The organism is Flavobacterium rhamnosiphilum, from assembly GCF_004349195.1.
Classification (GTDB): domain Bacteria; phylum Bacteroidota; class Bacteroidia; order Flavobacteriales; family Flavobacteriaceae; genus Flavobacterium; species Flavobacterium rhamnosiphilum.
Map to the genome: position 1 here is coordinate 265,178 of NZ_SMLG01000003.1, position 26,450 is coordinate 291,627.

At 35.8% G+C, this 26,450-nt stretch carries 17 protein-coding genes; 4 read left to right on the forward strand and 13 right to left on the reverse strand.

The features are described 5' to 3' along the window. Window positions 1–1,068, forward strand: coding sequence for an efflux RND transporter periplasmic adaptor subunit (locus E0I26_RS06255; protein ID WP_131915633.1), 1,068 nt, complete (start codon window positions 1–3; stop codon window positions 1,066–1,068). 68 nt (window positions 1,069–1,136) lie between these two features. Further along, complete coding sequence (locus E0I26_RS06260; RefSeq protein ID WP_131915634.1) at window positions 1,137–4,313, forward strand: efflux RND transporter permease subunit; 3,177 nt, start codon at window positions 1,137–1,139, stop codon at window positions 4,311–4,313. A gap of 103 nt (window positions 4,314–4,416) precedes the next feature. Here E0I26_RS06260 and E0I26_RS06265 read toward each other — a convergent pair whose 3' ends face one another. From E0I26_RS06265 to E0I26_RS06305, 9 genes are all read right to left on the reverse strand, one after another. Continuing rightward, window positions 4,417–6,570, reverse strand: a complete 2,154-nt coding sequence (locus tag E0I26_RS06265; RefSeq protein WP_131915635.1) for an alpha-N-acetylglucosaminidase — start codon at window positions 6,568–6,570, stop codon at window positions 4,417–4,419. A gap of 60 nt (window positions 6,571–6,630) precedes the next feature. Further along, entirely contained in the window at window positions 6,631–8,178 is a 1,548-nt protein-coding gene (locus tag E0I26_RS06270) for an MGH1-like glycoside hydrolase domain-containing protein (protein WP_131915636.1), read from the reverse strand. Window positions 8,179–8,321: 143 nt separating this feature from the next. Beyond that, window positions 8,322–9,875, reverse strand: a complete 1,554-nt coding sequence (locus E0I26_RS06275) for a glycoside hydrolase family 31 protein (RefSeq protein WP_205728774.1) — start codon at window positions 9,873–9,875, stop codon at window positions 8,322–8,324. Between the two features lie 217 nt (window positions 9,876–10,092). Continuing rightward, the gene (locus E0I26_RS06280; RefSeq protein WP_205728775.1) at window positions 10,093–11,580 is read right to left on the reverse strand and encodes a RagB/SusD family nutrient uptake outer membrane protein; all 1,488 of its coding nucleotides are present in this window, start codon (window positions 11,578–11,580) and stop codon (window positions 10,093–10,095) included. 23 nt (window positions 11,581–11,603) lie between these two features. Further along, entirely contained in the window at window positions 11,604–14,972 is a 3,369-nt protein-coding gene (locus E0I26_RS06285) for a TonB-dependent receptor (protein ID WP_165929413.1), read from the reverse strand. A 242-nt stretch (window positions 14,973–15,214) separates the two neighbouring features. Beyond that, window positions 15,215–16,387, reverse strand: a complete 1,173-nt coding sequence (locus tag E0I26_RS06290; protein WP_131915639.1) for a FecR family protein — start codon at window positions 16,385–16,387, stop codon at window positions 15,215–15,217. Window positions 16,388–16,474: 87 nt separating this feature from the next. Further along, window positions 16,475–17,074, reverse strand: a complete 600-nt coding sequence (locus tag E0I26_RS06295) for an RNA polymerase sigma factor (protein ID WP_131915640.1) — start codon at window positions 17,072–17,074, stop codon at window positions 16,475–16,477. Between the two features lie 284 nt (window positions 17,075–17,358). Next, window positions 17,359–17,799, reverse strand: a complete 441-nt coding sequence (locus E0I26_RS06300) for a LexA family protein (protein WP_131915641.1) — start codon at window positions 17,797–17,799, stop codon at window positions 17,359–17,361. Continuing rightward, window positions 17,790–19,064, reverse strand: a complete 1,275-nt coding sequence (locus tag E0I26_RS06305; protein WP_131915642.1) for a Y-family DNA polymerase — start codon at window positions 19,062–19,064, stop codon at window positions 17,790–17,792. Before E0I26_RS06305 ends, E0I26_RS06300 begins: the two co-directional genes overlap by 10 nt. Window positions 19,065–19,468: 404 nt before the next feature. Between E0I26_RS06305 and E0I26_RS06310 the strand changes: the two genes are divergently transcribed. Beyond that, a complete protein-coding gene (locus E0I26_RS06310; RefSeq protein ID WP_131915643.1) occupies window positions 19,469–20,137 on the forward strand; it encodes a hypothetical protein in 669 nt (222 codons plus the stop codon). A gap of 77 nt (window positions 20,138–20,214) precedes the next feature. Here the strand turns inward: E0I26_RS06310 and E0I26_RS06315 are convergent, their stop codons facing one another. Beyond that, window positions 20,215–20,931 carry a DsbA family oxidoreductase gene (locus tag E0I26_RS06315; protein WP_131915644.1) on the reverse strand — a complete coding sequence of 239 codons (717 nt, stop codon included), beginning with the start codon at window positions 20,929–20,931 and terminating at the stop codon, window positions 20,215–20,217. A gap of 310 nt (window positions 20,932–21,241) precedes the next feature. Beyond that, window positions 21,242–22,204 carry a Gfo/Idh/MocA family protein gene (locus E0I26_RS06320; RefSeq protein WP_131915645.1) on the reverse strand — a complete coding sequence of 321 codons (963 nt, stop codon included), beginning with the start codon at window positions 22,202–22,204 and terminating at the stop codon, window positions 21,242–21,244. A gap of 749 nt (window positions 22,205–22,953) precedes the next feature. Here E0I26_RS06320 and E0I26_RS06330 point away from each other — a divergent pair. Beyond that, the gene (locus E0I26_RS06330) at window positions 22,954–23,349 is read left to right on the forward strand and encodes a hypothetical protein (protein WP_131915646.1); all 396 of its coding nucleotides are present in this window, start codon (window positions 22,954–22,956) and stop codon (window positions 23,347–23,349) included. A gap of 272 nt (window positions 23,350–23,621) precedes the next feature. Here E0I26_RS06330 and E0I26_RS06335 read toward each other — a convergent pair whose 3' ends face one another. Then, window positions 23,622–24,992: an NADH-quinone oxidoreductase subunit N gene (locus E0I26_RS06335; RefSeq protein ID WP_131915647.1), complete on the reverse strand. Its 1,371-nt coding sequence runs from the start codon at window positions 24,990–24,992 to the stop codon at window positions 23,622–23,624. 13 nt (window positions 24,993–25,005) lie between these two features. Next, a complete protein-coding gene (locus E0I26_RS06340) occupies window positions 25,006–26,448 on the reverse strand; it encodes a complex I subunit 4 family protein (protein WP_131915648.1) in 1,443 nt (480 codons plus the stop codon). Window positions 26,449–26,450: the final 2 nt, after the last annotated feature.

Here is a 26,450-nt window from a genome sequence, read left to right on the forward strand (position 1 = left end):
ATGAAAAAAATTATAATAACAACAGTAGTAATTGTAGCAGCATTGGGGCTAATTGCTTATGTGTTAACCAATAACAAAAAAGAAAACGAAGCTAAAACGGCCATTGTTGCTGAGAAAAATGCTACGGTTTCTGTAAGAATTGAAACGGTAAAGACAGAAGAAGTTTCATTAGATTTCGCATCAAACGGAAATTTTGAACCAATTCAAGAATTAAAATTTTCTGCAGAAAAATCAGGAAAGGTGGTAAAAGTCTTGGCTAAAGAAGGTGATTATGTAACCGTTGGTCAAACACTTGCAATTGTGAGAAGTGATGTTATAAATGTAAATGCACAAACTGCAAATTCATCATACCAAAATGCTGTGGCAGATTACAATAGATATGAAAATGCTTTTAAAACTGGCGGTGTTACCAAGCAACAATTAGACCAAGCAAAACTAGCAATGGTAAATGCAAAAGCGCAATTAACTCAAGCAAACATCAATGTTGGTGATACAAGAATAAAAGCACCAATTAGCGGATTTATCAATAAAAAATACATCGAACCAGGTTCTATTTTAACAGGAATGCCAGCAACTGAACTATTTGACATAGTGAACGTTTCTAAATTAAAATTAAAAGTTGCCGTTAATGAAAGTCAAGTAGCAAGCTTAAAAATTGGAACTCCAATTAAAGTTACCGCTAGTGTTTATCCGGACAAAACTTTTTCTGGAAAAATTACTTTTATTGCTTCTAAAGCTGACGAAAGTTTGAACTTTCCGGTAGAAATTGAAATTGCAAACAATGCTTCTAAAGACTTAAAAGCTGGTATGTATGGAACTGCTGAGTTTGCTTCAAACCAACAAAAACAATCGTTGATGATCGTTCCTAGAAATGCGTTTGTAGGAAGTGTGAGCAGCAACGAAATATTTGTAATCGAAAATGGAACTGCTAAACTTAAAAAAGTAACTGCTGGAAGAATTCTTGGTGATAAAGTTGAAATTTTAAACGGACTTTCAGATGGCGAAACTGTAATTATTACAGGACAAATCAACCTTCAAGACGGATCTAAAGTGGATATTATTAAATAGTCGAAAGTCTAAAAGTCAAAGGTCGAAAGCAGAAAACTTTATGACTTTAAGACATAAAAAATAAACATATGAAATTAGCAGAAATATCCATAAAACGTCCCTCATTAGTAATCGTATTATTTACGATTCTAACATTAGGAGGACTGTTCAGTTACAGCCAATTGGGCTACGAATTGATTCCAAAATTCGAAACCAATGTAATTACTGTTGCCACTATTTATCCAGGAGCGTCTCCAAGTGAGGTAGAAAATACGGTGACTAAAAAAATTGAAGATGCGATTGCATCCTTAGAAAATATTAAAAAAATAGACTCGAAGTCCTACGAAAGTTTGTCAACTGTGTCTATTACATTGACCTCTTCGGCTGATGTTAATATCTCTATGAACGATGCTCAACGTAAAATAAATGCTATTCTTAGTGATTTACCAGATGATGTTGAAACGCCTTCGTTGAGTAAATTTTCCTTAAGCGATTTACCAATTATGACTATTGGTGCCAACGGAAAAATGGATGAAGTTGCTTTTTACGACTTAATTGATAAAAAATTAGCGCCAGTTATTTCTCGAGTAGAAGGTGTAGCGCAAGTAAATATTATTGGTGGACAAGAAAGAGAAATTCAAGTCAATCTTGATGCAGTAAAAATGCAAGCTTATGGACTTTCTATTCCGCAAGTGCAACAAAATATTTTATCTTCTAATTTAGATTTTCCAACAGGAAATATTCAAACTCGTGAGCAGAAAATATTAATTCGTTTGGCCGGAAAATATAAAAATGTTGACGAATTAAGAAACTTGGTTGTATCATCTAAAAACGGAATTCAAGTTCGTTTACGCGATATTGCTGATGTTCAGGATACTCAAAAAATCACTGAAAAAGTAGCGCGTGTCAATCAAAAAAGTGCTATTATTTTACAAATTATAAAGCAATCTGATGCCAATGCGGTTGCGGTAAGTGAAGAATTAGTTAAAACAATTGCTAAACTGGAAACCGATTATAAAGCGAATGGTTTAAAATTAGAAATTGCAAAAGACAGTACTATTTTTACACTTGAAGCTGCTGATGCTGTTGTGCATGATTTACTTATTGCGGTACTTTTAGTTGCTCTTGTAATGTTATTTTTCTTGCACAGTATTAGAAACTCGTTGATTGTAATGGTTTCTATTCCTGCCTCATTAATTGCTACTTTCATCGGAATTTATTTAATGGGATATACTTTAAACTTGATGAGTTTATTAGGTCTGTCTCTTGTTGTAGGTATTCTTGTGGATGACGCCATTGTGGTTCTAGAGAATATTTACAGGCACATGGAAATGGGTAAAAACAAGGTACGTGCAGCCTATGATGGAACTGCAGAAATTGGTGGAACTGTTGTATCGATTACTTTAGTAATTGTGGTAGTATTTTTACCAATTGCGATGAGTACCGGATTGGTTTCTAACATTATTACGCAATTTTGTGTGACTGTAATTATTTCAACATTGTTGTCTTTGGTAGCTTCATTTACAATCATTCCATGGTTGTCTTCAAGATACGGAAAACTAGAACATATTGAAGGTAAAAATCTTTTTGGAAGAATTATTCTTGGATTTGAAAGCTATTTAACACGATTTACAAACTGGGTTTCAGGATTATTAGAATGGTGTTTAGATCATTATTTTAAAACACTGGCTATAGTTTTAGTAATCTTTTTTGGTTCTATGATTAGTTTATTTGGTGGCGGATTTATTGGTGGAGAATTCTTTGCAGCGTCTGATAGTGGTGAGTTTTTAGTTCAAATAGAAATGCCAAAAGATGCTTCATTAGAGCAAACCAATTTCATGACGCAAAAAGCAGAAGCATTTTTGAAGAAAGAAGAGTATGTTTTTAGTCAAATTACAACGATTGGTCAAACCAGTGAAGGTCTTGGTGCTTCGCAAGCAACTGCTTACAAGTCTGAGATAAACGTTAAAATGGTTGGATTAGATAAACGTGATGAACCTGCAAATGTGTATGCTGCAAAAACAAAACGTAAATTAGAAAAAATATTAGTTGGAGCAAAAGTTAAAACGGTTCCGGTTGGTATTTTAGGAACTGCAGAAGATGCAACTTTAGGATTAATTGTAACTGGTCCAAATGTAGAAAGCGCAATGCAATTTGCAAAAGCAGCAGAAAAAGAATTACGTACCATTCCAGGAGCAACAGAAATCGAATTATCAGTAGAAGATGGAAATCCGGAAGTAAACGTAAAAGTGGATAGAGATAAAATGGCAGCTTTGGGATTGAGTTTGCAAACAGTTGGTGTTACCATGCAAACTGCTTTTAGCGGAAATACTGATGGTAGATTTAGAGCTGGTGAATACGAATACGACATCAATATTAAATACAATGCATTCGACAGAAAAAGTATCGCTGATGTAAGTAATTTAATTTTTATAAACGATACTGGTCAACAAATAAAACTGAATCAATTTGCAACCGTAACCGAAGGTTCTGGACCAAGTGAATTAGAACGAAGAGACAAATCGGCATCGGTAACCGTAAAAGGTCAGAATGTGGGTGTAGCTTCAGGAACAATTGTAACACAATGGCAAGAAAAAATTGAAAAATTGAAAAAACCAATAGGTGTAAATTACATTTGGGGTGGCGATCAGGAAAACCAAAGTGAAGGTTTTGGTACATTAGGAATTGCGTTATTAGCTGCGATTATCTTGGTTTACCTGGTAATGGTTTCGTTATACGATAGTTTTGTACATCCATTTGTGGTATTGTTTGCGATTCCGCTTTCATTTATTGGAGCAATGTTGGCTTTGGCTTTAACCAATAATACACTGAATATATTTACTATTTTAGGTATCATCATGCTTATTGGTCTAGTTTGTAAAAACGCGATTATGCTTGTAGATTATACCAACCAAAGGCGTAAAGCTGGCGAAACGGTTAGAACAGCATTAATCCAAGCGAATCATGCGCGTCTTCGTCCAATTTTGATGACAACTATAGCGATGGTATTTGGTATGTTCCCAATTGCACTAGCATCTGGAGCTGGAGCTGAATGGAAAAACGGTTTGGCTTGGGTAATTATTGGGGGATTAATTTCCTCATTATTCCTAACTTTGGTGGTAGTTCCGGTAATTTACCAAATTATGGAAAAAGTCATCAATAGACTTTCTAAAGGAGAAAAAATTGATTATGAGGCTGAAATGGTTGCTGATTACGTGCACACCGAATTAAGCGAAGACGGATTTAACCCAAAACATACGGTATAAAACTTAACCGTTAAGCATACAAAAAAGAGGCCGTCTAAAAATACTTTTTAGACGGCCTCTTTTTTATTGGCCTTAATCACTTGTTATTTCATGCCCATTATTTTTAAATTTTCTGCGATAAAATGGTGTTTATTAAAACATTTTGTTGCTCAGGAGTTAAAATTTTTGGCAAAAACAATTCCTTTCCTTCTGTCCATTTCTTTTCCATATTAAAATAATTTGGTGCAGTTACAGCTTGCTTGTTCATGATTTTGATCTTTTCATCGGCAAACATTTTCCATCTTTCCAGATACAAAGACCCTAGTAAGCCTCCCCATTCTTTGTGTGCATATTCATGCAGATTGGTTTTAGCATCTGTGGGGCCCCAAAAGGTAATTTGTTCTTTTGCATTTCGCAATGCTATTTCTTTATCGGCAGCTGAAGTCCCAAAATCATTGGCCTGTTTCAACCAAGTGTGTAGCGAAAAATGTTTGCTACAACTCAATAAAGCATCCTGTTGTTGTATCATTTTTTGAAACTGATTTGAGGCTGATGTAAAGGTATTCACCTCTTTGGCATTAAAGGCATCAATCATTTTTTGATAAACTACATCTCCATTATTGGCTTGCAACTGTCGTACCAAATCAATTCTATCAACTTGATAGGTTTCACTTTGTTCAAATTCTTTCGAGGCAGAGACAAAAAGTTTTACAGCTTCAGCAAATTTTTGAGTATCATAATTTCTTTTTCTGGTTCCCCAAGAGGAAACGCTTCCTATTTTAACCGAAGGTCTTGCGCAAAAAATAGATTCCGAAGGACCTTCCTGATACACCTCCGGGCTGCTATAGGCCGTTTCCAGAAATCCTTGCCAAGCATTTACTACCGCTTCATTACTTTTTCCGTAACGGTATTTTACATAGTTTTTTATCCATTCTTTGGTATCTACTTTATCAGTGTGCCAGCCTAATTCTAACATGAAATCATAGGCTACAGAATTGTTGTTAATCCCCTCTGGGATAATCCCGATTCCTTTCAAGAAAGCACCATAAGGACTGTTTTTGGCTCTATGAACTTCGTTAGCAAAACGTTGCAGTTTACCATACAAACCCACTTTTCCCCCAAAATTACTCACATTACTCCATACAAAAGGAGTTCCGTCATATCCCTTGCGTTCTTCCCAGTTAGCAGTATTTTCGCCAAACAATTCAATCACCAAGGTTTTTGATCTATCTAATCCGTCCAATAATCCCTTCGACGGATTTTCTTGCCATCCCTGAAGCACCCATGTACTAGCCGGAAAATATTGTTGCATTTGTTGCTGAATCCCTTTGGCGCAAGCCGTAAGATCGGCACCTTTTGAACTTCCTCCTTCGTGAAAAGGATCTCCACCAAAAAAATGAATATCACTGCCATATAGTTTTTTCATTTCCGTATAATAAACTCCCGCCACTTTCTTGAACATGGGATCGGTAGGCAGCAAAAAATCAGGTCTTTGAAAACCACCGGCCCATTTGCCTTGACTTATAATCTCGATTTTCATTTTGTTTTTCAACGTTGTAGGTATCATTCCATAAAATCCTTGCATTACAGGTTGAATTCCAAGTTCTTTCATGCGTTTCAGAATCTTTTTTTCTAATGTGGCTTGTTGATCAATCATGGTTTGTGTTATCGGGCCACCCCAACCTTCAAGATTTCCCATCAACCACCAAGCACCAAAAGCAGGGCCTGGTATAAAGTCAGCTACTTCTTTTTGGGTAAAACCTAATTGATTCATGGTGTTTTGCCAAACCGCTTCCATTCCCACGGGAGCCAGCATCAGGTTTACACCATTCAAGGCCATCCAATCTAATTCACGTTCCCAATCTTTCCAGGAATAAAAACTCATGGTATAGCTAATGGTGCAATAGTTTAACGCATACCGAACGGGATACGGAGATATAATTCTCACTTTCCCATCAACAGTTGGTAATTTTTCGACAGCCGAAAGATTATCTCCCATATGGGACATGTTACGGTGACAATAATATTTCAAATACCAGTTTAATCCGGATGAAGCAGTGTTGGCATCCGTAGCAGCGATGTGTATTTTATTGTTTTTGGAAAACAGTTCGAATACATCTTTGCCATCTTCTTTTGGTATAGTTGAAAAAACCAGTTTTTTGGCTAACCAAGGAACACGTCTCTCTGCCAATTCTTTTACAGTCCCAAAAGACTGCGAATTTGCTGAAAAAATAGATCCAGCAATCAAAAGTACTAATGCAAAATTTTTAATTTTCATAATTTTTTTATAATTTTTAATATTGTTTTAATTTTTATGTTTGAATACTCCCTTTTTGCTTTATAACGAAAACAGTTGCTTTTCCGTTGCTGCTATTTTAAAAGCTTTTCCATTAACAATAAGTGTGTATTTTTCATTGCTGCTTATTTCAATTTTATTACCAAAAGCAATAATATCGGTTATAACTGTACCGAATTTTAAACGGTGGATACCATGTCTATCGGTTCGTACTTTATTCCATTTTATGGTTTTTGTGGCTGCATTGATATCATAAAAACCCAATACATTTTCAATTAACAAAGAAATAGCTCCTAATGCCGACCAACCACAAAAGTCGGGACGAACAAGTCCATTATTTGCATGTTCATTGGTTGCCGGTTTAGGTTCAACAGGATTATAACATTCCCAAATAGTATGAGGAGTAAACTCCCGATATGTTTTTTCCATATGAGAGATGGTATCATACGCATTTTGATGGGCGAGTTCTAAATAGTTATATTTTTCAAGCGATTTGATTCCCATATAAGCTAAAGGCAACCATACCGAACCTCTCCAGTAATTTCCATTTTCCTTAAAATCGGCATCGTTACGTGCCAGTGAAACCCAAGGCACGATACCACCCAAGACATTACTATCTTTGATCTTATCCACCATTTTTTTTGCTTGTTCAGCAGAGCACATTTCGGCAAGCATAGGCCAATAAGATGCTGGAGTTACCACTTTGATTGGTTCAAGAGTATCCTCATTGATGTCGTAATAAAAACCATCCGTTTCATCCCAATAGAATTCATTTACCGTTGTTTTAATTTTGTTGTATGTAGCTTTCCATTTAGCAGCCATTTCCTTATTTCCCAACTGTTTAAATAAACGGGAAACACATAAGGAGCTCAAGCCTTGTTGTGCAATGGCATCGATCCATAGCATTTTAGGATTATTAGGACGGCTTTTTGTTGCATTCTTACCGGTTCTTCCCCTTGGCGTATTATCCATACCACTGCGGCCTCCTTCCCAATGGTAACCATGCTCCACTTTTTCAAGACAGCTTGGAGCACTATCGGCTATTACCTTACCCGGTTTGGTGGTATCAAACCAATCAAAATGTTTTTGAAGGTATTGATTTCTCAACAGCAGTTCTTCTAAATGCTTATGGTCGTTGGTGAATTTAAAATATTCAGATTCTGTCCATGCAAAAAGTGGTGGGTTATCTATTATTTCAATTCGAAGTGGTATTTCTATATGGTCATGTATTGGGGCGTAAAAATTGTTTAAACTTTGTATGCCCGGAAAAACAGCAGGTGCGTATTTGCAGAACTGTACCATAAAGCAGGTGTCCCATATCCAAATGGTTGAATCGTCAAACGCCTCATCCATATATGGTGAAGCTGGTAAATTAGCTTGTGTTTTGATATGACTATACGCTAATTCCCATGCTTTGTAATAGAGATCTATAAAACCATTATCATTTTCCATTATTGGTTCAGGAACAAAACTTCTGTCAAAAGGTACATTATCTCCTCTCAAGGTTTTTTCAAACGCAAGTAAAGAAGATGGCAAGAAAAATACCCCGCTTGCTAATACATTTTTTATAATAAAGTCTCTTCTATTCATAAATATTTAAATATTTTAGTTCTTGCTTAGTTTCAAAGCATTGTTGATTACATTTTTTCGCCACATGGAGTTTCTTTTGAATGGGTCTAGGGTTCTAGTTTAAAATGAAGATGTTGAGCGTTTTAGCTAAATTATAAAATGTATTATTTTTTAATAAATACAGGCAATTCATTCAGTGCTACTTTTATAACATACGTTTTGCCACCTTGCCATTTTTTGTTTTGGTAAAACCAATTCCCTTTTGGCAGTACAATTGTTCTTTCATCTTCTTCTGTTACAACGGGTGCCACTAAAATATTCGTTCCCAGCATAAACTCGTCTTTTATATTTTCGAAACCTTGATTTGGATAATTATACTCTAAAGGCCTTAAAACAGGTTCACCAGTTACAGCACCGTCTTTCAAAATAGCCATTAGTTCTGGCATCATTTTTTGGCGTAAAGCCACGACTTCTTTTGTTGCATTAAGATGCTCTGTGTCTAAAATTCGCCATGGGGCAACGGAAAATTGCATCATTGGCATCAAAGCGTGCACTTGGGCTGAACGAACAATTAATTTTTGATTGATTTTTGCGCCTGGTAAAAAGGATCCGAAAGAACCACCGCCAATCATATCAGGACAGGTGAAAGTATAACCCAATAATTGTTGTGCAATGGTATTAGGAACAAGCATTTGTAGGTCTTTCCAGCTATGACTTTTATCCGCCAAGCGTTGCACTAAGGGTTGACCACCCATTTTCCACATAGCACGGTATTCGTTTAATGGGAATGACAATCCAATTTTTGCCCACTCCTCTGAATGTTCATTCGGTGTTGCTTTTCTAAAAGAAACTAATTTTGTACTGTTATAAAAATAAGCATCTCCAGCATCAAATTTAAAACCGTCTACACCATATTCTTTTTGAAGGAATTGCAGTTTTTCTGTTAGCCATTTTTGAGTCTTTGGATTTGTTAGATCCAAACAAGCCGAATAGCCGTTCCACCATTCGATTAACAATGGCTTTTGAGTAGTATTCCAATCCTTTTTAGCGTTACCATCATTGTCTAAAAGCATTAATTTTTTCTCTTGAAGCTCTCTAAAAACTTCACTGTCGGGAGAAATAAAAGGACTTATCCAAAGCATTACTTTAAATCCTTGCTCGTGTAATTTGGCAATGGCTTGTCTGGCATCGGGAAATCTTTTTCTGTTAAAATCGAATTCTCCATAATAATTACTCCAGTTATCATCAATCATTAAAACTCCTGCTGGAAGTCCTTGTTTCAATACATCAGTCGCATATTGCAACACATCCTTTTGATTGGGATTGTATTGCAACTCGATCCACAAATTATATTGCGGTGCAGTTATCAATAGCGGATCAGGCCAGTTGCCCGAGGCAGGAAAATAATGTTGCGAGGCGTAGGCATAGGCTGTCGCCAAATTTTTACCCGCTACACCACTTTGAATTTCCGCAGAATCAGAATGAAGGGTCAAGGAATTATTCTTGAAAGCATAGCTAAATGGGGCATCGCACCAAATCCATCTTCCTTTATTTGAAAGCAATAAAGAAACGCTTTGATTTTGTGAAGAATCGCCTAAAAGATTAAATTTAAAATCACTCTTTTCATTGAAAGGCATTTTATATCCAAATTGACCTGCTCCTCCCCACCATTGCTCCCCCGCTAATAACGGCAGCGAAACAGTAGATTGTGCATTCATTTTTGTACCAAAAGTGCATGTTATAAAAAAAGCAAGTAGAATAATTTTTATTTTCATTATAATATTTATTGTGACTCAGTTAATTGATTAAAAATATTGCGATAATTTACGGTGGAAATCTTGAAAAACAACAACACTTTTTACAGAATTTGTTTAAAAAAAAGCACCATCAGAAATAAATCCGATGGTACTTTTTAACAAACCAAAACAAAAAAGTTTAATACCCTAGATTTTGTATTATTTTACCGTTGCTCTCATCCACCGCTTTTCTAGGTAATGGATATAATTCTTTGTTAGGAGTAGCAAATGGAGAACCATCATCAATACCTCTTTGAATGTATTTGCCCCAACGAATTAAATCGTCTCTACGACTCCCTTCACACCAAAGTTCAAATAATCTTTCGTCCATAATCTTATTTCTGAAGAGATCTTTTGATAAACCAGCAACTAAATTAGGAAGTCCTGCCCTAGTTCTTACTCTATTTATTAAACTATAGGCTTCTGGTGTTGGACCGTTTACTTCATTTGTTGCTTCAGCTATCAAAAGTAATACATCAGCATAACGCCATACGACAATGTCAGTTCCATGCGCTTCTCCGGCAGCAGCAGGATCTATACCATATTTTTTAGGAATTGCACCTTCTAATCCTTCTGCACGAGCATCAAATAATACCCCGCCATCTGTAGGATAAACTGCCAGTAATTGTTTCAGACGTTTGTCTGCTGGATTAAACTTGTCATAGGTTTTCCAAGGCATTTTATAACCACCCCATGCTTCAATTGCTTGACCTGAAGGGTCGACATAATTTCCTGGTATACAATGTGCCAACCACATGTTGTAATTATCTGTGGCACTGTTACAGGGAATTGCGAGAATCATCTCTTTATTTTGTTCATTATCAATTTTGAAAATATCTTCATACTCTGGAACCAAAGAATAAACTCCTTGTGCTTCCAATGCTTGCAATTGGTTTCCGATAGCAATAGCTTCAGGCCATTTTTTTTCTTTCATATACAACTTAAGTAAACCCATCATGGCAGCTCCTTTAGTGAAACGACCATAGTCATTGGCACTATAAGTAACGGGCAAATCAGCCATTGCTTCTTTGTAATCAGTTTCAATTTGTTTAAACATCCAATCACTTGAGGGTCTCGCTTCAGGCAAAGAAGCAGGATTCTGGGCATAAGCAGGATCAATTACAATGGAAACAGGACCATAAAAATTATACAAGATAGTACTCAGGTGTGCTCTTAAAGCTTTTACCTCAGCCAAATATCTTTTTTTGAGGTCTGGATCCATAGTAATGCCATTTATCTTTTCCAAAAGAATTGTAGCATTGGTTATTTTCGGCATCAAACCCGTGTAATGAGTTGTAAGTGAGCCAAATCCATCGTCAAAATTCAGGTTGTTTAATTTAGCCCAACTACCACCATCTCCCCATGAGCATACTAACTCATCGGTAGTTTGTGAACTTTGAACCACCCAAGAAGCTTGGGCACCACCATAACCACCTCCCCATCCTGCTCCAAACATGCCGGTATATAAGTTGGTAAGCGCCGCTTTGGCATCGGCTCCATTTTTAAAGAAAGTAGATGGTGCTAATTTATCAAATACTTCCGGCTCAAGGTCTTTTTCGCAGGAAGTAAACAATATCATTATGAGCAACAGCCTAAAAACCGTTGCTTTATTTATAGTATTTTTCATATCGTTCGTTTAAAAGTTTATAATTAAAAAATAACATTAAGTCCTAGTATAATAGAACGTTGAGCAGGATAGGCAATGAAGCTTGATAATTCCGGATCTATACCTGAGTATGGCGTAATGGTAAATAAGTTTTGTACATCGGCAGACAAACGAAGGGATTCAAATATTTTTTGATTTGGAAACATATTCTTTGTCAATGTATATCCTAATGTAATGTTACGACATTTCAAAAAGCCAGCTTTTTCTCTGTAAAAATTACCTACATAGCCACCGTAAGGATTCACTAATCCACTCGGATTGGTCCCTGTTGTGTTGTCAGAAGCCCAACGGTCTTTTACCATGTCTAAAGCGTTCCAACCAAATGACCCCATTTTACTGGACAAATCATAAGCAACAGCTTTATCATCATTATATTTTAGTCTGTCAAGCATACCGTACATAAAAATATTTAGATCAAATTTTTTGTATTTAAACGTATTTCCAAAACCATAGGTATAACCTGGATCTGAATTGCCTAAATAAATAGCATCTGCTGAACTCAACTTACCATCTGGTATTCCGGTAAGATTACCCTCTGCATCATAGCCATTAAGGTCTTTCGCTTTTAGCATCCCTGGTTTCAGGTTAGGCATAGCAGCTGGGACAGCTTCACCAATTTGTAATATTCCGTCTGTTTGGTATCCATATATTGCTCTAATAGGATCATGTAGTCCAACATATTTAGGCAACGTTTTTGCGACAAGAGGATCTCTTTCTTTCCAAGTATCTTCATAATGAGCGATATTAAAATCCGTTATCCAACTAAAGTCGTTTGACTTAATATTGACTGTTTTTAGCGTGAACTCAAAACCCTTACTCTGTGTTTTACCAATGTTTGCTGCCACACTACTTACTACAGAAAAAGCAGGTAAGGGTCTAAAGCTTAATAAATCAGATATTGTTTTGTCGAATACTTCAAATGTTCCGCTGATACGATCGTTAAACAAACCAAAATCCAATCCAAGGTTTATCTCTCTAGCCGTTTCCCAGCTTAGTTCAGGATTTGCCAATTGACTTTGGTAAACCCCTGTGCTTTGTGTATCCCCAAAAACATAATTAGAACCCGCTCTATAAAAAGGAAAAGCATTCGCTCCTATATTACTGTTTCCAGTTGTTCCATAACTGGCTCTTACTTTCAAAAAGGAAATTGCCGTCAAATTTTGCATAAATTCCTCGTTTGATATTTTCCAAGCTGCTGAAACAGAAGGGAACCAACCATATTTTTTATTCTCAGCAAAATTTGAAGAACCATCACGACGAATAGATCCTTGTAAAATATACTTGCCTTGATAATCGTATCCTAATCTCCCGAAATAAGAAGCCCAAACTTGTTCGTCTTTAAAAGAACCTACAGTAGGTCTTGGAGCTTCGCCAACTTCTAGACTGTTATATAAAAATCCATCTGTTATAAACTGGCTGTTACCCGCATTAAAACCTTCTCTGGAACGCACTTGGTAAGAATAACCTGCAACTCCATTCAAATGATGGTTCTCATTAATATCTTTTTTATAAGCTAATGTGTATTCTAACAAACTAGTATTAGAAGTATTTTCACTAATATTTGCGACACCACCATTCCTTGCTCCATATAAAAATGATTTCGGCAAATAAGTACTGCGTTTTGCAGTAGACTGATCGTAGCTAAAGTTAGCTTTTGCTTTCAAATTCTTAATGATTTCCCATTCTGCAAAGGCAGTAGTCATTAATCTGTTTAGCACAGTTTTATCAGTAGTTTCCAAAAATGAAACTGGGTTTGGGGCGTTTTTATAATCCGGATTCAACGGATAAGAACCATCCGGAGCTACTAAATCAACAGTAGGCGGATGGTAAAATGCCGCTAAAATAATCCCCGAGTTTTCAAACTGACCCGTACCAATAGAGGGGTTCTCACTAAAAGATTTTGTTTCAATCAAGTTTACTCCAACTTTCAGTTTATCGGTAACTATCTGATCTAAATTAATACGACCCGTATATCTTTTGTAAGATGAGGTTTTGATAACACCTTCCTGATTAAGATAATTTCCAGACACAAAATATTTTGTTTTATCAGTTCCACCAGCAATAGATAAATCATGTTGAAAAAGAAGACCCGATTGGGTAATTTTATCCAAAGCATTTACACCTTCCCCTGCGCTGTCTATTTCTGCCTGCGAAAATTTAGGAATAAAAGCAGGGACTGTAGACGGATCTGTAGTACCATAAGGTGCAATTTTTTTGGTCAATAAGTATTTTTCTTTCGTTATACGGTTGCGTTCCACCATATAATCATGTTTATTCAAAATATCGTAAAATTGAGCAGGTTGCTGAAAGGCACTACTCGCACTGTAATTCACTTTTGCTTCGCCTGTTTTCCCTCTTTTAGTTGTAATCAGGATTACTCCGCCACCTGCTCTGGCACCATAAATGGCAGCAGCACTTGCGTCTTTTAAAACCTCTACAGATTCAACATCATTAGGATTAATAAAGTTTAATAGTGAACGGCTGATACCAGCTCCAAAAGGGCTACCACTTCCAGGTTCACCAGCTCCTGCATCAATAGGAACTCCATCAACTACATACAGCACTCCATAAGAAGCGAAGGAAGCATTTCCTCTTATTTGTACATTTACACCAGCGCCCGGTTGTCCTGAAGTTTGAGTAGCCACCAATCCTGCGGCTCTTCCGCTTAAAGCTTGATCAATAGATGTATTTGCTCCTTTAGGAATATCAGCCGTTTTTATAGTAGAAATGGCTCCTGTAATATCTTTCCTTTTTGTGGTTCCATATCCAATTACAACCACATCCTCCAGTTTTTGCCCTTCCTCTTTTAGAACAATAATGAGGGGGTCTTTTCCAATGACTACCTCTTGTTCTTGCATGCCAATAAAGGAAATAACTAACTTTGTAGCGTTTTCAGGCACTTCAATCATAAAACTACCGTCAAATCCAGTCTGCACTGCAACAGTACTTCCTTTGACATGTACGTTAGCGCCAGGTATAGGTTCTCCTTTTTCATTAATCACTTTCCCTTTAACTAACTTTTGCACTAGTGACAAATTGGTTGCCTCTTTTACTTTTTCGGCTTTAGGAACAAACGAAATTGTTTTCCCCTCGATAACCCATGTGATTGGTTGATCTACAAAAACTTGTTCCAGCACCTTCTCAATTGAGGCATTCACTACATTAATGGAGATGGGCTTAACATTTTTCAGAATAGCAACGTCATAGAAAAAAACATAATTCGTTTGATTTTTTATGACCGATAATACTTTTTTAAACGCTACATTCTTTCCCGAGAAAGTAATCGTTTGTGAAGATACTGCTGCCGAAACTTGTAAAGTTAGAGCGATAACCAGTATGGATGTTAATTTCATAACTTTCCAGGTTTTAGAGCTAGGCCAATAATTTTTTGGCTTGGTTTTTGGTAATAATTTCATACTTTTGGTAATGGTTTTTGGTTAATAATAAATTCTCCTCGCTTGGTTTATCTATCTATTTTTCCATAACTGTTCCTTCTTTTAGGAACCAGCCAGCGATGCTTCCAACATCTGCTGGCTTTTTTTATGGATAACAAATACATATTTTATAAAAAAGGGTTTCCCCGTTCTAATCTAAATTATGGCATCACTCTTAAAATCTTTCCATCGATTTTAAAATGAACCTTATTCTTTTCTAAAATTTTTAATACTTGTGATAGCTGTAAATTTCTTTGTATTTCTCCTTCAAATGTTCTTGAAGGCACATCCTTTTCGAATACGACATCTACATCATACCAACGGCTCAATTGGCGCAAAACCGTTTGAAGACTAGCATTGTCAAAGTAGAATACGCCGTTTTTCCACCCCATCACTTCATCCAAATTCACGTTATCGTTTACGACAATCGCGGCGGTCTTCTGCTTTTTAGCTTGCTGCCCAGGTTTCAATAATACTTTTTTACCTTTTTCAGTAATTAACACGCTTCCTTCCAAAAGGGTGGTATTTATTGCCGCTTCATCATCGTACGCATTTACGTTAAAATGTGTCCCTAACACATTGACCTGCATGTCATCGACTGAAACGATAAAGGGTCTTGTTTTATCTTTAGCTACTTCAAAATATACTTCTCCAGTTGTCGTTACTTTTCTTTCGTTTGCCGCGAAAGAAGTAGGAAAAGTAATTGACGAAGATGCATTGAGCCATACTTTTGTACCATCTGACAATTCCAGATTATACTGACGCGCTCTGGGAGTGGTCATGGTATTGTACACCGATTGCGCATTGTTACCCGCCGTATATACAACCCCGCCATTCTTTTTTGAAACAGCCGTATTGTTTTGATTGGCCAACAATCCATTTGCTACACTATCCAAAACGATTTTTGAACCGTTGGAAAGGGTAAGTATTGCGCCTGTTTTACCCGGCTCTTTATCATCGCTTCCCTTTGACGCAACCGCCACAGGAGATTGATCGCTTTTTTGAAAGATAACAAGAGTCCCAATACCAATGGCTACTAAGACACTTGCAGCAACCGCTATTTTTCTCCAGTTGAATAACCCTAAAACGGACGATTCTTTTGTTTTTGAAGAAGCATTCATTTTCTCCCTAAGTTCCTTAATGAATTTTTCAGTTGCTTCAGAACTAATAGAAGGAATTTCTACGGAGTCATAATTTTCTCGAAGAAAGACATCCAATTCCTCTGAATATTGGGGATCATCCAGCATTGGAAGCAGCATTGCCTTACCTTCGGGAGAAATTTCTCCTGAAATAAACTGATTCATAAGCTCTTTAAATACTTCGTTTTGATACATAAATGCAAGATTTTGGGCCGACCTAAGCTGTCCTCCAATTATAAAGACGAGTATTGGTTGCTAAAGTGGCAATGAAAAATAAAAAAATTATGAAAAAAAATTTACCCCTAATGAAATTAGTGTTAATAAATTGACATTATAATGCTTGTGTAGGTAATTTCTAAGAAAATTCAATGCCTGCACCAAATGCCAACGAACGGTTCTTTTAGCGATACCCAATTCTTTACTGATATAGTCGGCATCTCTCCCTTCTATACGGCTTAACAGGAAAACGGAACGCCTGGGTTCCGGTAAAAGTGTAGCCCCCTCATTTATAATTTCAACCAATTCTTTAAACTCATATTGTTCATCTGGTTTGAAAAATAGCTCTTGTAGTTTTTCTCCTTTTAGCGAATCCGTTTCTATAAGTTTTTTCCGAATATGACTGACAATTAAATTGCGACTCACGATAAAAAGGTAGTTGTCAAAACTCTTTACTTCAGATAGTTTTTTTCGTTTTTCCCAAATCTGAATAAAAATATCTTGCGTTAATTCCTCGGCAACTGGATATGATTTCACAAAGCTGAGGGCATGCTGAAGCACCTTTTTCCAGTGTCTTTCAACAAGTTGCGTATAGGCCAATTCATTTCCCGCAGCCACCCTTAGTAAAAGAGCAGATTCATTTGAAGATATCAATTGGGAGTTCATACTATAGGTCGGCTGTTAGTTTTAATGCAATACGATTGGAGCAAACATAGCCAAAATAAATAAAAATACGGGAGAGAGAGTGAAATTTATTAAAGCGTTCACATCGTTAATTTTCTTAAAATTTATTTTATTCATCATTAAAACTTATGAAATGATGTGCTTTATATGGCCATATAGTATAAAATATAGATATTTGGCAATTTCGAAATTAGTTTTTAATTTACTGACAACCCAAAATTTCACATAGTCATTGTCATTACAGCAATTTTCAGCTAAAAACGACACTATACTTTCTTAATCACATAGGTCACAATTCCCCAAATGATTAATTGGTTTTCTTCGGTGACTTTTATTGGAGAATAATTGGGATTTTCAGGCATCAGATACAAACAGTCTTTCTCCAGTTGCATGCGTTTTACAGTAAACTCTCCATCGATAAAACAAATCGCAATTTTATTGTTTTGCGGTTCCAAACTTCTATCCACAACAAGAACATCTTTGTCATTTATACCCGCATCAATCATGGAATTCCCTTTGACTTTGATGTAAAAAGTCGCCAACGGATTTTCGCTAAGTTCCTTGTTCAAATCAATATTAGTTTCCATAAAATCAGCCGCCGGCGATGGAAATCCAGCCGAAACACCTTCGTTTATGAAAGGAATTCGCAATTCACTTTCAAAATCAGGCAGAAAAAAATTCAATTTTTGCTCTTTGTTTATTGACATTTTATTTCAAGAATATCTTTAAAATTAGTGGTGTATCTGGGTGACAAATGATTCTGGTTCATATTCCAGGTCAAGCTTAAATTTTGGGTAGCCAACTTTACTTTTTTATCTCCAATCTTGTTATTGAGTCCATCCATCACTTTCATCAGTACCAAATGTTTTGGGTTTTCCTCATCAAACAACTGCAACTGTTTCTTGTTCTGATCAATCAATTCGGTAACGATAACACCTGCTTTCTTGAATTTTATAGTTTCATTTCCTTTGTGCAGTTTTTTCAACATATCAATGGCTGCATTCGAAATCGTCAGCGTAGAATTTGACGCATAAGGCAATGTAATCGCCATATTAAAATAATATTTCGAGGTTTGTACCGTATGTTTATCAACCACCAGCATCACGATAATGGTATGACAGCAGGAGTTTTGCTTCCGCAATTTCTCTGCACAAACTGATGCAAAAGTGGCCACGCGTTCGCGCAGCAAATCAAAATCGGAGATTTGTTTTGGGAAACTTCTGGTCGTGGCAATGCTTTTCTTTTGATCAACAATGGGCTCTAAATCCAAAACTGATTTTCCTTCGAGTTCATATTTCAAACGCAAACCGGTCACGCCCATTTCTTTCCTGATCCAAGCTTCGTGTTGTGGTGCAATAAAGTCTAAAGCAGTCACAATGTTTTTGGCTTTCATCTTTTTATTCATGCGATAGCCAATGCCCCAGACATCTTCAATCTTTGTCCATTTCAAGGCTTTGATTCGTTTTTCATCACTATCTATTACGTAAACACCTTGCGTTCTGCCTTGGAATTTTTTGGCTATTTTATTGGCTACTTTTGATAATGCTTTCGTTGGTGCAAAACCAATACAAACGGGAATTCCTACCCATTTTTGCACCCGGGCTTTCATTTGAATTCCATAATCGTGGTAATCGGAAATAGTCAAACCATCAAAATTAAGGAAGGCTTCGTCGATGCTGTAAATTTCCACATTAGGTGTAAACTGACTTAAAATTGCCATCACCCGATTGCTCAAATCACCATAAAGCGGATAATTCGAAGAAAATAGTTGCACCTTTTTCTCTTTTACCAATTCCCTAATCTTGAATATCGGCGCACCCATAGGGACTCCAACATCCTTTGCTTCATTGCTTCTGGAAATCACACAACCGTCATTATTTGACAATATTGCAACGGGTTTCCCAACGAACTGCGGTTGAAAAACGCGTTCGCAGGAAGTATAGAAATTGTTACAATCGACTAAAGCATACATGTTACAAAATTACTCAATATCAATTGATGCGAGTTCGTAACCAAAGTTAATTTTAAAGCAATGTTGATAAGTAGTTTTATATAAAAAGATTTTTAAAAATTAGGTTCTTTCTCTTTTCTTGGGATTATTTCTTCGTCAAAACCACAAAAAAATGCATCGAACCCAACAGAAATTGTATTAAAAAAATCTTAATGTTAGCTTCTGAATAAAATTATTTTTTATTTTTTTTAAACACCAATACGTTGATTTTAAACAAATTATATGTTAAAAATCAATTCATAATCTAAAAACACAACACCGTGATTCAAATCTTTGGCATGCTACTTGAATATACCTAATCAAATAAGTAAAAAAAGCGAAAGCCGAAAAGCTCAAGAGTAGGCAAAATTCAAAATATATTTATCATGAAAAAAATTACCCTTTTAGTAGCTAGTATCTTCGTATTTGGAGGTAGTGTAGTGAATGCAGCAGAAAAAATCGATTTTTCTGTTGAAAGAAGATCTCCAGTAGATTTTAGAAATGCCGACCCAATTGTGTTTACAGAAAGAGGAATTGAGTTCTTCATATTTCCTGACGGACAATTTGATTTTAATACACGCCCTTCAACCGGTTCAACCGACGGTATGTATTATAAATCAGGCAAAAAAAATGGTGTGAATAAAACGTATGGTGCACCTGGAAATGTTCGAAACGGAAATTACGGTGTAAAAGTGGAACACGACTACATGGGCAGAATAAGACGTATTGGAAATGTGTTTATCAACTATGACTCAAATGATAGAATCAAACGAGTGGGTTCAGTTTACATGACGTACAACCGTTATGCTTTGGAACGAGTAGGTGGTTTAGAAATTATCTATAACCGTCGTGGTCAAATTGTTGATATTGTTGGATCCGTAAAAGGCGGCAGAGGTTATGAATACAGCCAAAACAACAATGGAAACAACGATTATGGTGATAACCAAAACTCGAATGATGAAGATTACTACTATTATAGAACAAATGGCACAAAAGCCAAAATCGAGGACACCAAAGCAACAGGTAGTGTAGCCATCAGAATAGACAGAAGATAGTTAGTTATAAATGGTTGGTTTAAAAATTCCCGCTGGTATTCGTATCAGCGGGAATTTTGTTTGAAGTTATTTCCTTTTTAGTCACAACCATCGATTCCACAACTGTCTCCATCAGTAGCATTCAATACAGTTGGCTTTATTTCAAATTTGCCTTCTTCCCATACTTTTTCGAGTGTTTTCACAAACGTCTCAACATGTTGTGCCCCCGAAACTGCATATTTACTATCGAAAACAAAAAAGGGAACACCTTGAACACCGATAGCTTGCGCTTCTTTAATGTCTTGCTGCACTTCAGTTACGTAGGCATCAGAATGCAATACTTCATCAATAGCTTCCGCATTCAGTCCTACTTCCAGTCCCAACGTTTTCAATGTGTTCAGATCATTAACGTTCTTGCCATCGGTTAAATAGGCTTTGAACAACAATTCCTCTAAATCATTGGCCAGATTGTGTTTTTTAGCCAAATGCAACAAGCGGTGTGCATTCAATGAATTGGCCATAACCGCTTTTTCAAAATGAAAATCCAATCCTGAATTTTTAGCATTTTGGGTCATGTTGTCAAGCATGTCTTGTGCCCAATCCCTATCTTTTCTATATTTTTCAGCTAAATGGTCTACCAAATTGTCTTCAGGAGAAGCAATAAAGCCGGCGTCTAACTGAAAACTTTTCCATTCAATTTCGACTGCGTTTTTATGTTCAAAATTCTGTAAAGCGGCTTCTATTCTTCTTTTTCCTATATAACAAAACGGACACATGATATCCGACCAAATTTGCACTTTTAATGTATTTTCCATCTTTATTACTTTTGTAAATAATTAAATCATTTGTATATACAAATGTACTAAAAGTAGTTTGAAACTAATCCGACATTATGCTTTTATTAGGAAATGGTAAATTGGTGTTTGTTTAAAAAGAGTACTACATAAATCGAATAAATTCTCCGTTCAATCTTTTATCTTATTACAAATACATTTCATTGCGGAGCTGGTTCTATGATGCAAAAATCATCAATTCAGTTTTGAGCTGTTTTGGCTTTAGGTTTTTATTGGTAATTCTTCTTTCTGGGAATTTATCATGAAAAGTTAAGCAATTTTCTATTTAACCCTAAACATTTCCGATAATCCTGTCCATAACCCAACTGGTATGAGCGCCTGTCAAACCATTGGAAGGATGCTTGCTGTTCCCCAAAAGATGTTCCCGAATTTGCTGTACATGATACAGTTGAATGTTTTCCGGATGAGCAATAAAAAGTTCCGTTTTTCCTTGTTCGTTCGAAAGCACTATTGGTTCATCATTAAATACAGAGAATGCTATTTTACCTTTACTCCCAAAAATTTCTACCGTATCTTCCCGCTCATAGCACCCAAAATTCCAGCTGCCTGTACCCGTAATTCCCGACTCATGAAGCCAACAGGCAGTAGCCGCATCTTTGGCGGAATACAATCCCTGCTGATTAAGACTAATGCCGGAAACCTCTTTTATATCTCCTAAAAGATAGATGAACAAATCCAACCCATGACTGGCTAAATCATCAAAATAACCACCAGCAGCTATTTCAGCGTCAGTTCGCCAGTTATAGTTTCCTGACAAATCTTGAGGTGTTGCAGGTTTACTCAAATGCCACCTTATATGCCGGACTTCACCAATATCATTGGCATCAAGCCATGTTTTTATCTGTTTGAAACGAGGGAGTGAGCGCCTGTAATAAGCAACAAACAAAGGAATATTTTTAGCTGCAAATGCTTGATGAATCGCCAGACTGTCTTGATAATTTGGCGCTAACGGTTTTTCGATACAACAGGGTTTTCCTGCCAATGCTACTTTAAGTCCGTAGTATTTATGGGTATCAGGAGGAGTTGCAATATAAACTGCATCAATTTCGGGATCGTTAATTAACGCATCTGCATCCGTATAATATTTAGTAATTCCATGTCTTCTGGCATAATCAGCAGCTTTGTCACCATCTCTTCTCATTACTGCTGTGAGCTGAAACCCTTCTGTTTTCTGATAGGCAGGACCACTTTTTATCTCTGTAACATTTCCACATCCCACAATACCCCAACGAATAATCCCTGGTTCTTTATTTTTATTAATCCTTTTTAATTGATTTTAGATCTGTACCTTTTTATGATTTAGTCAATTTTTTTTAGCTTCATATACGAACCTCAAGCTCTCCAACTTTGCTCCATTTTTTAACACTAATACAACTCACTGCCTAAAAGTAAATATAATATTGTTGACCTGATATTTCACAATTTGATTCAAACAAAAAAACCATCAAAATTGCTCTTGATGTTTTTGTATATTTTTAAAGACAACTTGACATTTTGAACAATATATAAATCGAACAAATTCTCAGTTCAATCTTTTATTTTATTGTAAATACTCTTACGAGCACAAAGTCGGAGACATTTACTCAGTATTCATAATGAAATTATATATTCATAAACACACTTTGTAGAACTGGGAATGTCAAGACATTAAAAATATAAATAAGACAGCAGATGACCTTTTTTCAACAACGATATCAATGGTTCGACAACCTATTGAGTCTTTTTTTAATTGGTTAATTGAAAAAACTAATATTCAAAAAGCTAGCAAGGTAAAATCAAGCAAAGGACTCTTAATTCACATATTTGGAAAAATAGCTACCGCTTTAATCAATTTGATTTTTTAACCCTTGATCAACATGATTAAATATTTGTCACAAAATTGAGAGTCTTCATAAAGCATTGCCAACATTATCAACATCAAGTCGATAAATGTTTTTTGGCATAATCATTGTAGTATTTTATTTATAACTAAAAAAAACCAATATGAAAAAAATGTTATTATTATCGTTACTAGGAATTGGATTGTGTCTGTCCGTTTGTTCCTTCACAACTTTTAAAGAAATTGCTTTTGTGAAAGACGGGAATTACAAAGCGTTTATTAGTAAAAAAACTAAGACAGATGGCAGAGGCTTTTCGGGAGCAAATGGTTTTGAAGAGAATGTAATTGTCACTATTGAAAACAATCATGTAAAACAAATTAGCCCAGTTAGGTTTAATAAAAATACGGATAAACTATTGGATTTAATATTAATAATGGATAATAAAGGAAATGCTGAAGCAGAAACTTCTAGTTTTGAGCAAAATACGCATAATAAAAATGACCAAGGTTGGTATTACACTTACAAATTGAAGATTTATAAAAAAGATTTAGAACAGTAAAAAAGTTAATGTTCCTACTTGTAAAGTTTCACAACATTGTTGATGGCATTTTGATCCCTGCTCTACGAAGTGTTCGTCGGTTATGCTGCGCAAATGTCTCCTTTGAGCTGTGTTTTAATATCGATTATTCAACTCTTCCCAATCCGATATATACTTACGTCAAGGTAAATATAGTATAAAATTGTTGCCCTGATATTTCACAATTTGATTCAAATAAAAAAAACCATCAAAATTACTCTTGATGGTTTTTTGCATATTTTTTAAGCTTAGGTTTATGCCAATAGATCTAATACAAAAGAAGGGAACAAACCTAATACAATATTCAAAACAATCGCTATAACGGCAACTGCATAAATGATAACCGGAGTTCCTTTTCGTTCTTCATTTGGTTCTTTGGTATACATTGCCAAAATCAATTTAAAGTAGTATCCAACGCTAATAATAGAATTCACCACTGCTACAATCACTAAAGCCAAATAACCCGCTAGAATCGTTTGATTGAACAAAACCAACTTAGCAAAGAATCCGGCGAAAATTGGAATACCTGCCATGGAAAGTAAAGCTGCCGTAAGAATGGCTGCTAACAATGGGTTGGTTTTTCCTAATCCATGGAAATTCACGATATCTTCGTTGTCTCTATTTTTACAAACGTATAAAATCACACTAAAAGCAGCGATTCCAGATAAAGAATACGCTGAGGCATAATACAACAAACTTCCTGCTGAAGTAGACAAACTCAATAAAGTCATCAACATAAAACCGGCGTGAGAAACCCCTGAAAAAGCCAACATACGTTTTACATTCGTTTGTCTCAATGCCATAATATTACCAACCGTCATCGATGCCATAGAAATCACGACAACAATAATTTTGAATGACTCAGAAATATCAGCATTCATAACCGATAACAACTTGTACAAAGTCGCCATGGCAACTACTTTCGCCAAAGTACTCATCAATGCCGTTGTCAACGCTGGAGAACCTTCGTAAACGTCCGGTGCCCAAAAATGAAATGGAACTGCCGCAATTTTGAATAACATTCCAATAGTTACCAATACAATTCCGATTGGAAACCAAATTGGCAATTCCGCTGATTGTGACAATTCGCTGATTTCAGTAACATCAAAACTTCCCATGGCTCCGTAAATTAAACAGATCCCAAACAGAATGATTCCAGAAGCAAAAGATCCCATTAAGAAATACTTCATTCCTGCTTCGTTGCTTTTTAAATTCATACGATCACTTGCCGCAAGAATATAAAGGGAAATTGACAATACTTCGATTCCTAAAAAGAACATTGCTAAGTTTCCAAAAGAAACCATTGCCACTGCTCCTGCCAATAAAAATATTTTTATGGCAATATAATCCGAGATTTTAGATTGGTGATTTTCGTAAAAATTATGTCCTAAAGCCACCAAGAAAATGGTAAGCACAATAAACAAAGACGAAAAAGTACTTGAAAATTTACTCACAACAATCATGTTGTTGTAGTAGCTTTCCGTTGAATTAAATTCAGATATGGTTAAACCCAGCACTCCCAATAATCCAATAATTGTTATTGGAACAATGGCTTTCCTTAAATTAAATATTTCAAATAAAAGGCATAAAACACCTAATCCTATTATAGCTATTAATGTATTCATTTTTTTATTTGACTTAGTTAATTCGGTTTATTTGAGTTAAAATTTCTTCCAGACTTGGGGTAATCAAATCGGTAATTGGCTTTGGATACATCCCAAAAAAGAATAAAACACCAATTATTAGTACCAAAGTTATTCCTTCATTGACTGTTACATCAGCAAAAACTTTAGAATTAGTTTCACCCAACATCACATGTTGAAACATTTTCAACATATAATACGCTCCTAAAATTATGGTTGTTCCTCCTAGAATGGCAAACCAAATATTAATTTGTGAAAGACTATATAAAACAGTGAATTCTCCAATAAAGTTAAAAGTTGTTGGCAAAGCAACAGATGCTAAAACCAAAATTAAAAACATCGAGGTGAATTTTGGTGATTGCGTACGAATACCGCCCATTTCTGCAATGGCTCTGGTTTCGTATCTTCTGAAAATAATTTCAGCTACATAAAACAATCCCACAACCACAAATCCGTGTGCAATCATTTGTAAAACCGCACCACGTAATCCGTCTAATGTCAAAGTGTATGTTCCTGCTGCAATTAAACCAACGTGGGCCAAAGAAGAATAGGCTAATAATTTTTTTAAATCTTTTTGTCTCAATGCAACGATAGATCCATAAATCACACCCGCAATTCCAAGACCAATGAAAATGTACATGTATTCTTTGGCTGCCAATGGCGCCAATGGCAATTGCCAACGAATAACGCTATACAATCCCATTTTCAACATGATACCGGATAAAAGCATTGTCCCAACGGTTGGTGCTTTTTGATACACATTTGCTTGCCAAGTATGGAAAGGAATTAATGGAATCTTAATCGCATACGCCAAGAAGAAAGCTAAGAATATCCATAATTGTTCGGTTGCTGATAGATTCAATTTGTATAAATCTTCTAATAAAAGACTTCCCGCTTGTTGGTACATATAAACAAAAGCAACCAACATGAATAAAGAACCGGCAAGTGTGTAGATAAAGAATTTAACTACTGCTTTTTTGCGATCTTCTGCGTCTCCGTTGCCCCAAATTAAGGCGATAAAGTAAATTGGAATCAAAGATAATTCCCAGAAAATGTAATACAACAAACCGTCTGATGCCAAGAATGTTCCTGCCATTGCAAATGACATAAACAGAATTAAAGCATAAAATGATTTTGAATTTTTATATTGATTTCCAAAAGAAGAAAAAATAATTATTGGAGTCAAAGCCGTGGTTAATAAAAGCATCGCCATCGATAATCCATCTGCTTTTAGAGCAAAAGAAATATTAGGCTGCGTAATCCATTGGCTGATGAAACTGATATTTTCACCTAAATTATAGTGATTTAATAATACAATAGATGAGCCTAATGAAGCCAAACCAAAGAACAAAGCCACTTTTGAAGCCAGTTTATCGCCTGCAAGATAAGTTGCAAACGCACCAACCAAAAGTATAATTAATATTAGAGATACATTCATAG